This window comes from Rhizobium sp. 01T417, assembly GCF_056398905.1.
The window spans coordinates 57855-66259 of record NZ_JBFTQH010000029.1; the positions used below are offsets into that span (position 1 = coordinate 57855).

Consider the following 8405-nt stretch of genomic DNA (forward strand, 5'->3'; position numbering starts at 1 on the left):
GCTCAAGCCTCCGGATTGTTGAAGACCCAATTGAAGGGCTTGATGTCGACGCTCTCAAAAAGGCCGGCCTTGGCGTAGGGGTCGCTGTCCGACAGCGCCTTCGCCGCTTCGATCGTATCGGCATGAATGATGACCAGGCTGCCGCAGGGCTTGCCATCAGCGTCGAGAAACGGGCCAGCCATCTTCAACACGCCCTCGGCATTGAGCTTGTTGAGATGTTCCACATGGGCGGGCCGCGCCTCCATGCGGACGTTGAGGTGATCGGGCTTATCCTTGCAGAGGAGGGCAAAAAGCATATCGGAACTCCTATTCAGTCGTAATCGGACGCGTCATGAGCTGATCGATGGCCTCGGCAATTCCGAGCTTGCCTTCGATGATAGCGGATACGGCATCGGTAATCGGCATGCTGACATTGAGCGACTGCGCAAGGCGCGACGCAACAGCCGCCGCAAAGGCGCCCTCTACGAGTTCGCCATGAGTGGGATCGACGGTCTCGCCGCGACCAAGGGCAATGCCGAAGCGCAGGTTACGAGATTGATGGCTGGTTGCCGTCAGCACCAGGTCGCCAAGGCCGGACAACCCGCGCACCGTGTCCGCCTGCCCGCCTTTGGCGACGACAAAACGCGACATCTCGGCAAGCCCGCGCGCAATCAGCGCCGCCCGCGCAGAGTCTCCGATACCGGCGCCTTCGACAATGCCGCAGGCGATCGCCAGAACGTTCTTCAGCGCTCCGCCGAGCTGGACGCCGATCCGGTCTGACGAGGCATAAAGCCGGAATGTTCGGCCAGAGATCGCATGCGCCAGCCTTTCGGCAACATCGATATCCGCACAGGCGATCGCCATGGCAGTCGGCAAGCCCTTGGCGATATCGGCGGCAAATCCCGGCCCCGATAGCACGGCGATAGGGTGGCCCGGTATTTCGCGCTCCAGCATGTCGGTCAGCAGATTGCCGGTTGTCCGCTCAATGCCCTTTGCACAGGTCACGACGATCGCATTGTTCTGGAGATAGGGGCGGTATTGTCTTGCCGCATCCGCCTGCGCCTGTGAGGGCATCGCGAAGAGGACGATGTCGGCGTCGCTGATCGCGGCCGGCTCGGCAGAGAAGGCGAGCGACTCCGGCAAGGCGATGCCTGGCAAGACAGCGTCATGCAAATGCTCAGCCTGCAAGCCCGCGATCAGCTCAGGATCTCGGCCGACGAGCGTCACCGCATTGCGCTCGGTCAGCGCGATCACCGCGGCAAGCGCGGTTCCAAAAGCACCAGCTCCGATAACGGCGATCTTCTCGCTCATGCTTTCGCTCCCCGTTTGCCAAAGCCAAGCAGCGTTTCGGCGTTGGAATCCAGCGGCCAGCGCGAACGCGGCTGCACGTCGAGATCATCCGGCTCGACGCCTGTCGCCATGCGCTCCAGACCCGCCCAGGCGATCATCACGGCGTTATCGGTGCACAATCTGAGCGGCGGCGCGACAAAGCGAAAGCCATGCTTGTCGCAAAGCGACTGCAGGGTGCTGCGAACCTCCAGATTGGCAGCGACCCCGCCAGCAACCACAAGGGCCGGTCCGCCGTCGACCTGCGGAAACTCGGCCTTGAAGCGCTCCAGACCCCGGCCAATACGATCCTTCAGCGTTCGCGAGATCGCCTTCTGGAATGAGGCACAGATGTCCGCGACATCCTGCTCCGTCAATGGCGCGATTTCGGTTGCGGCCTGGCGTACGGCCGTCTTCAGGCCGGAAAACGAGAAATTCAGTTTCGCCTCGCCAACCAGAGGGCGCGGAAAGTTGAAGCGGTCCGGGTCACCGCTCTTGGCCGCGCGCTCGACCGCCGGTCCGCCTGGATACGGCAGGCTCAGCAACTTCGCCGTCTTGTCGAAAGCTTCGCCGAGGGCGTCGTCGATCGTCGTGCCCCAGCGCTCGTATTGCCCGACACCCCGGACAAGAATAAGCTGCGTATGGCCGCCGGAAACGAGCAGCATCAGATAGGGAAATGCGAGCCCATCCGTCAGCCGCGCCGTCAATGCGTGCCCTTCGAGATGGTTGACGGCATAGAGCGGTTTTCCGGACGCCTTGGCGATTGCCTTTCCGGTCATGAGGCCGACAAGCAGACCGCCGATCAGGCCAGGCCCCGAGGTTGCCGCGATGGCATCGATATCGGAGAGCGACACATTGGCGCGTTTCAAGGCTTCGTCGATCAGCGTATCGAGTGCCTCGACATGGGCGCGGGCCGCAATCTCCGGCACAACGCCGCCATAGGCGCTGTGCTCCTCGAGCTGGCTCAAGACGACGTCCGAACGCACCGTCGGCTGCCCGTCGACGGCTCGCTCGACCACAGCCGCGGCGGTTTCGTCGCAGCTTGTTTCGATGCCGAGAATACGCAGAAAGGGCGCCATGAAACCTGATCGTTGATTGCGATGGATCTTAAACCTGTTTACGAGGAACTCCGGTAACAACGGATCAATGCGGATGCAAACAAAACCTTTCCGGATCGGTACTCGAGGCAGCCCGCTGGCGCTTGCCCAGGCTCACGAGGCACGTGACAGGCTGATGGCGGCGCATGGACTGCCCGAAGCAATGTTCGAAATCGTCGTACTGAGCACCAAGGGCGATCGCATCACCGACCGTTCGCTGGCCCAGATCGGCGGCAAGGGACTTTTCACCGAAGAGCTGGAGCAGCAACTTGCGAGCGGCGACCTCGACATTGCCGTGCATTCCGCCAAGGACATGCCGACACAGCTTCCGGAGGGGCTCTGTCTTTCGGCCTTTCTGCCGCGCGAGGATGTCCGGGACGCGGTGATCGGACGCACTGCGCCAAAACTGATGGACCTGCCCCACGGCGCGACGGTCGGCTCCTCTTCGCTTCGCCGTCAGGCGCTTATCCGCCGCATGCGTCCAGACATCAACGTCATCACCTTTCGTGGCCTCGTCGATACGCGGCTTAGAAAGCTGCAAGAAGGCCAGGTCGACGCCACGCTGCTTGCGCTTGCCGGCTTGAAGCGGCTCGGCAAGGTCGAGGTGATAACCGATATCCTCCCTGCTGAAACCTTTCCGCCTGCACCGGCACAGGGCGCCATCTGCATTGAAAGCCGCATCGGCGACACCCGCATCGATAGCCTGCTTGCGCCCATCAACGATGCCGCGACCTTCGACGCGGTTTCCTGTGAAAGGGCCTTCCTTGCCGCCTTGGACGGCTCCTGCCGCACGCCGATCGGCGGTTACGCCGTCTGCGAAGGCGACCAGGTCCGCTTCTCCGGCTTGATCATCACACCTGATGGCCGCAACCAGCATGCCATCAGCGTCGATGGCCACAGGCGCGATGCGGCCGCTTTGGGCACCCGCGCAGGGCAGGAGATCCGCGCCCGCGCCGGCAGCAGTTTCTTCGACGACTGGAGCTGATGTCCTAATGCGCGTGCTCGTGACCCGTCCTCAGCATTCGGGCGAGCGCACCGCCAAGCGTCTTCGCGAGCTAGGACACGAACCGATACTGCTGCCCCTGTCGCATCCGGTTCACGACGCCAACGCGGCGTTGCGCGGCTTGAGCACGACCAAGGGCAGCATCGCGATCACCAGTGCCGAAACGATCCGGGCGCTCACAGCCCATGACGCCGAGCTGGCCGTTCACCTCGCTCGCCCCCTCTTTGCGGTCGGTGATGCGACGGCTGAGGAAGCGCGGGCGATCGGCTTTAGCTCCGTCACGGCATCGGGCGGCAGCGGCGCCGAGCTTGCTGAGACGATTGCGAAAAAAGCAGGGGGCTCCGTTCTCTATCTGGCGGGATCGCCGAGAGCGGAGACCTTCGAGAAGCGTGCAAGCGAAATCGGCCTGCGGATTACCGTCGCGGAGTGCTACCGGATGGAGCCGACACCGATCGCGCCGCAAGCGCTGGACACAATCTTTGAGCAGCGGCCGGATGCGATCCTGTTTTTCTCGCGCCAGACAGCAGAAGACTTCTTCCGTGTCGCTGAGCCGCAGATGCGACCCGATCGGGTAGACGGAATACGTCTTCTCTGCCTCAGCAAATCCGTTGCAGAGATGGTCCCCGCGTCGCTGCGGGGCGCTGTGAGCATCGCGGCGATGCCGGAGGAGCGCAGCCTTTTGTCGCTCCTTTGAACGCGCTGCGTGCCCAAATTTCGTCTAACCTCTTTCCTTGTCTGGCATCACTGACTAGTTTCGTTGCATTGCATAATTAAGAGGGTCTCATGGCACCAGGAAATCCGCCTCGCCACTCGAAGAGCACCGAGAAGCCGGTCACTATCGATCTGGATAAGCAGGAATTTGCTTCTGCCAAGGATGCCGAGACGAAAGCCGAGGAACCGGCCGATGTGCCGAAACCCGGTACCGTGGATGAGCCTCAAGCGCAGCCTGAATTGACCGACGAGCCATCGCCTGACGAAGCGCCAAAGGCTGCAGCCGAACCCGCACCCGAAACGAGCGAGCCGGCACCGCCAGCACCGCCCACCTTCCCGCGCAACAGCACATCGGGCCTGATCGCCGCCGGCATTGTCGGCGGCCTGATCGCACTTGTCGGCGCCGGAGCCATTCAATATGCCGGGTTTCTGCCCGGCTCGTCCGCGCCTGCTTCACCCCCTGCCGATGTCTCCAATCTCTCGGCTGAAATCGACGGGCTCAAGCAATCGGTCGCCAATCTCGCCGCTGCCCCCTCCACGCCAGATAACGGCGCGCTGGAACAGCGTATTGCTGCGCTGGAAGTGACGGCCAAGACCCTGCCGGCTGCTGCCGACACGGCTGCGGTCGATGCTTTCAATCAGAAGATCGCCGACCTGACCGGCCAGATCGACCAGCTACGGGCCGCGGTCTCCCAGACAACGGAACAAAAAGCCGCCGACGGCGCCGATATCACGCAACACCTGGCCGAAATCGAGAAGAAGCTGAACGAGCCGCGGCGCGACGTTGCCGTCGCCAAGGCCATCGCGGCCGCCGCTTTGAAGGCGGCGATCGATCGCGGCGGACCGTTCGTCGCCGAGCTCGACACCTTTGCCGGCGTCTCTCCTGACGATCCGGCCGTTGCAGATCTGCGCAACTTCGCCGAAACCGGCGTTCCCTCGCGCGCCGAACTGATCCGCCAGGTCCCGGATGTTGCAACCGCCATCGTCGGTTCCGTCAATCAGGCCGCTCCCGACCAGACTTGGTCCGACCGGTTGATGGCAAGCGCCAAGTCGCTGGTAACGATCCGCCCCGTCGGCAATATTGAGGGTGAGAGCGTCGAGGCAATTGCCGCGCGCATGGAAGACAAGGTGAAGAACGGCGACCTGCAGGGCGCCGCGTCCGAATGGGCCGATCTGCCTGCTCAGGCAAAACAGGCCTCCGCCGCTTTCAAGCAATCGCTGGAAGCCCGCATCCGCGTCGAGGATCTTGTGGGCAGCGCCCTGTCCAACGCGGTCTCCAGCGCCGGCAAGGAGGGCTGAGGCATGGTCAGGCTCGTCATATTTGCCCTCGTCGTCCTCGCACTAGGCTGCGGATTTTCCTGGCTGGCAGATCGCCCGGGCGATCTTTCGCTGGTCTGGGAAGGGCAGCTTTACCAGACCCGGCTGGTCGTGGCGGCAAGCGCCCTGATCGCGCTCATCGCGGCCGTGATGGCCGCGTGGTGGCTGCTGCGCACACTCTGGACGTCGCCCTACTCCGTCACTCGCTATTTCCGTGCCCGCAAGCGCGACCGCGGTTATCAGGCTCTGTCGACTGGCCTGATCGCGGCTGGTGCCGGCAATGCGCTGATGGCGCGCAAGATGGCCGCCCGTTCGCAAGGATTGCTCCGCGCCGATCAGGAGCCGCTGATCGCCCTCCTTGAGGCGCAGGCGGCGCTGATCGAAGGTCGCCACGACGAAGCGCGCGCCAAGTTCGAGGCGATGACCAATGATCCCGAGACCCGCGAGCTCGGGCTGCGCGGACTGTATCTGGAAGCCAAGCGGCTCGGCGCCAATGAGGCGGCGCGTCAATATGCGGAAAAGGCCGCGGACAACGCGCCCTATCTGCCTTGGGCAGCACAGGCAACGCTTGAGTATCGCAGCCAGGCGGGTCGCTGGGATGATGCGATGCGACTGCTGGAACAACAAAGGGCTGGCCGCGTCATCGAAAAGGCTGAGGCGGATCGGCTTCGCGCGGTTCTGCTTACCGCCCGCGCCACCGAGAAGCTCGAGAACGATCCGGCGGGAGCACGCGACGACGCCACGCATGCCCTGAAGCTCGCCGCCGACTTCGAGCCTGCCGCGATTGTCGCCGCGAAGGCGCTGTTCCGCGAAGACAAGCTGCGCAAGGCGGCATCCATCCTCGAACAGGCATGGAAATCGGCCCCGCACCCGGACATCGGTCGCACCTATGTTCGCGCCCGCAGCGGCGATTCTGCCGCTGATCGCCTGAAGCGCGCCGAGCGACTGGAGGGGATACGGCCGAACAACGTCGAATCCCTGCTTCTCGTGGCGCAGGCTGCCCTCGACACGCAGGATTTCGCCAAGGCCCGCACCAAGGCGGAGGCTGCCGCCCGGATTGAGCCGCGCGAAGCAACCTTCCTGCTGCTCGCGGACATCGAAGAAGCCGAAACGGGTGATCAGGGCCGCGTTCGCCACTGGCTTGCCCAGGCCCTCAAGGCGCCGCGCGACCCGGCATGGGTCGCCGATGGTTACGTTTCCGACAAATGGTTGCCGCTTTCGCCTATTACCGGTCGGCTGGATGCCTTCGTCTGGAAGGCACCGTTCGACCATGTGGATAATGTTGCCGATGAAAGCAAGACGATCTCCATAGACCGCGCCCTGAAAACGCTGCCGCCGGTGCGCGAAGCTCGCTCCGAAGGCCCGGCCAGCGATCACCGCATCATCGAACTCGAGCGGGCTGCCACGATAGAGGCGGCGCGTCCATCGCCGAAACCGCCGGCATCAAGCAAGCAGGCGGCGGAAGCTGCAACTTCACCCGAACCGCGCCCCTTCTTTGGCGGCCTGCCGGACGATCCCGGCGTTCGCAATCCAGCGGCGGAGCCAGAACCCAAGACACGGCTTCGCCTTTTCTAGACAAACAGGATCTAAATGTTCGAACGCTTCCAGGAATTCTTTCAGAATCTGACTTCCGACAACACAAAGAAAGGCTTCGCGCCGGACGACCCGCGCATCGCGGTGGCCGCGCTCTGTATGCAGGTCATGGAGGCGGACGGGCAGGTCAAGGACAGTGAGACGAAGCGGCTTCGCAAGCTGTTGAAGGACCAGTACGGGCTTGACCGCAAGCAACTCGACGCGCTGATGGCCGCGGGCCGTGAGGCGGAAAGCGATGCCGTCGACTACTACCGCTTCACGTCGGATCTCAAGCGCCACCTCAACACGGAACAGCGGCTCGAGCTGATTGGGGTCCTCTGGGACATTGTCTATGCCGATGGCGAGCGCAGCGAAATGGAAGATGATGCAATCTGGCGCATTGCCGAACTCCTCGGTGTTTCCGCGCGCGAGCGGATCCAGAAGCGGCAGGAAGCAGCACGACGGGTCACGGATACCGAGGTAGTGGGGGACGATGCCGACTGACCGCTTACCGGAGCACGAGAAGCGCCCAGTCCTGATTGTTCTGCATCAGGAGCGCTCGAGCGCTGGCCGGGTCGGTCAGCTGCTGGCCGAGAAAAGGTATCGGCTCGATATCCGGCGCCCGGTTCTCGGCGACAAACTGCCCTCCACACTTGCAGAGCATGCGGGCGCCGTTGTCTTCGGCGGCCCGATGAGTGCCAACGATACCGAGGACTTCGTCAAGTCGGAGATCAACTGGCTGGACGTGCCGCTCAGGGAGAAGCGCCCGCTACTCGGGATCTGCCTCGGCGCACAGATGCTGGTGAGGCAGCTCGGCGGCAAGGTTCAGGCGAACGCCGATGGTTCCACGGAGATCGGTTGGTATCCGCTGCGCCCGACGGAGAAAGGCCGGCTGCTGATGCACTGGCCGAGGATGGTTTACCACTTTCATCGCGAAGGGTTTGACCTGCCGCATGGTGCCGAACTGCTGGCTGAGGGCGATACCTATCCCAATCAGGCGTTTCGCTACGGCGGCCATGCCTGGGGGCTGCAGTTCCATGCCGAGCTGACACGCGCGATGATGCACCGCTGGGTGGTTCACGGCGCCCACCGCTTCATTCTTCCCAATGCGCAGCAGGGTCGTGAGCATCTGGAAGGACGTATGCTCTTCGACGCGCCGCTGAAGGCATGGCTGAACGAGTTCCTCGACATCGTCTTCGAGGGCAAGACGTCCAAATCCGTCGCAGCAGCCAAGGCCGCCACACTTCCCGCCTAGCAGGCTGTTGAAAAAGGCATTGGCGCAAGGCTCCTGTCGTGATTCACTCGCTTTATTGCGATTTGGAGCTGATGGATGCGTGGCGGCGATGTGAGGACAGGCGAACTCTTCAGCTATGTGGATCTGGAGGCTCGTGTTCGAAAAG

General features: G+C 63.2%; 9 protein-coding genes. 6 read left to right on the forward strand and 3 right to left on the reverse strand.

The genetic code is table 11. From position 1 onward, the window contains the following. Positions 1 to 2: 2 nt before the first annotated feature. Genes AC1DPR_RS23580 through tsaD form a run of 3 tightly spaced genes read right to left on the reverse strand, consistent with a single transcriptional unit; the run spans position 3 to position 2384 of the window. Positions 3 to 296 carry a YciI-like protein gene (locus tag AC1DPR_RS23580; protein ID WP_018855761.1) on the reverse strand — a complete coding sequence of 98 codons (294 nt, stop codon included), beginning with the start codon at positions 294 to 296 and terminating at the stop codon, positions 3 to 5. A 10-nt stretch (positions 297 to 306) separates the two neighbouring features. Continuing rightward, a complete protein-coding gene (locus tag AC1DPR_RS23585) occupies positions 307 to 1290 on the reverse strand; it encodes an NAD(P)H-dependent glycerol-3-phosphate dehydrogenase (protein ID WP_477817244.1) in 984 nt (327 codons plus the stop codon). After that, entirely contained in the window at positions 1287 to 2384 is a 1098-nt protein-coding gene (tsaD, locus tag AC1DPR_RS23590; protein ID WP_018855763.1) for a tRNA (adenosine(37)-N6)-threonylcarbamoyltransferase complex transferase subunit TsaD, read from the reverse strand. Before tsaD ends, AC1DPR_RS23585 begins: the two co-directional genes overlap by 4 nt. 73 nt (positions 2385 to 2457) lie before the next feature. On the opposite strand from tsaD, the gene hemC reads away from it, so the two are divergent. The 6 genes from hemC to AC1DPR_RS23620 all read left to right on the forward strand — a co-directional run bounded on the left by hemC (position 2458) and on the right by AC1DPR_RS23620 (position 8260). After that, positions 2458 to 3387 carry a hydroxymethylbilane synthase gene (gene hemC / locus AC1DPR_RS23595; RefSeq protein ID WP_018855764.1) on the forward strand — a complete coding sequence of 310 codons (930 nt, stop codon included), beginning with the start codon at positions 2458 to 2460 and terminating at the stop codon, positions 3385 to 3387. A gap of 7 nt (positions 3388 to 3394) precedes the next feature. Beyond that, complete coding sequence (locus AC1DPR_RS23600; protein WP_113471987.1) at positions 3395 to 4099, forward strand: uroporphyrinogen-III synthase; 705 nt, start codon at positions 3395 to 3397, stop codon at positions 4097 to 4099. A gap of 89 nt (positions 4100 to 4188) precedes the next feature. Then, positions 4189 to 5415 (forward strand): COG4223 family protein, encoded by a 1227-nt coding sequence (locus AC1DPR_RS23605; protein ID WP_169681398.1) that lies wholly within the window; start codon positions 4189 to 4191, stop codon positions 5413 to 5415. A gap of 3 nt (positions 5416 to 5418) precedes the next feature. Continuing rightward, positions 5419 to 7008 (forward strand): heme biosynthesis HemY N-terminal domain-containing protein, encoded by a 1590-nt coding sequence (locus AC1DPR_RS23610; RefSeq protein WP_477817245.1) that lies wholly within the window; start codon positions 5419 to 5421, stop codon positions 7006 to 7008. A 15-nt stretch (positions 7009 to 7023) separates the two neighbouring features. Continuing rightward, on the forward strand, positions 7024 to 7509 hold the full coding sequence (locus tag AC1DPR_RS23615; RefSeq protein ID WP_018855768.1) for a tellurite resistance TerB family protein: 486 nt from the start codon (positions 7024 to 7026) through the stop codon (positions 7507 to 7509). After that, a complete protein-coding gene (locus tag AC1DPR_RS23620; RefSeq protein ID WP_169681401.1) occupies positions 7499 to 8260 on the forward strand; it encodes a glutamine amidotransferase in 762 nt (253 codons plus the stop codon). Before AC1DPR_RS23615 ends, AC1DPR_RS23620 begins: the two co-directional genes overlap by 11 nt. Positions 8261 to 8405 lie beyond the last annotated feature (145 nt).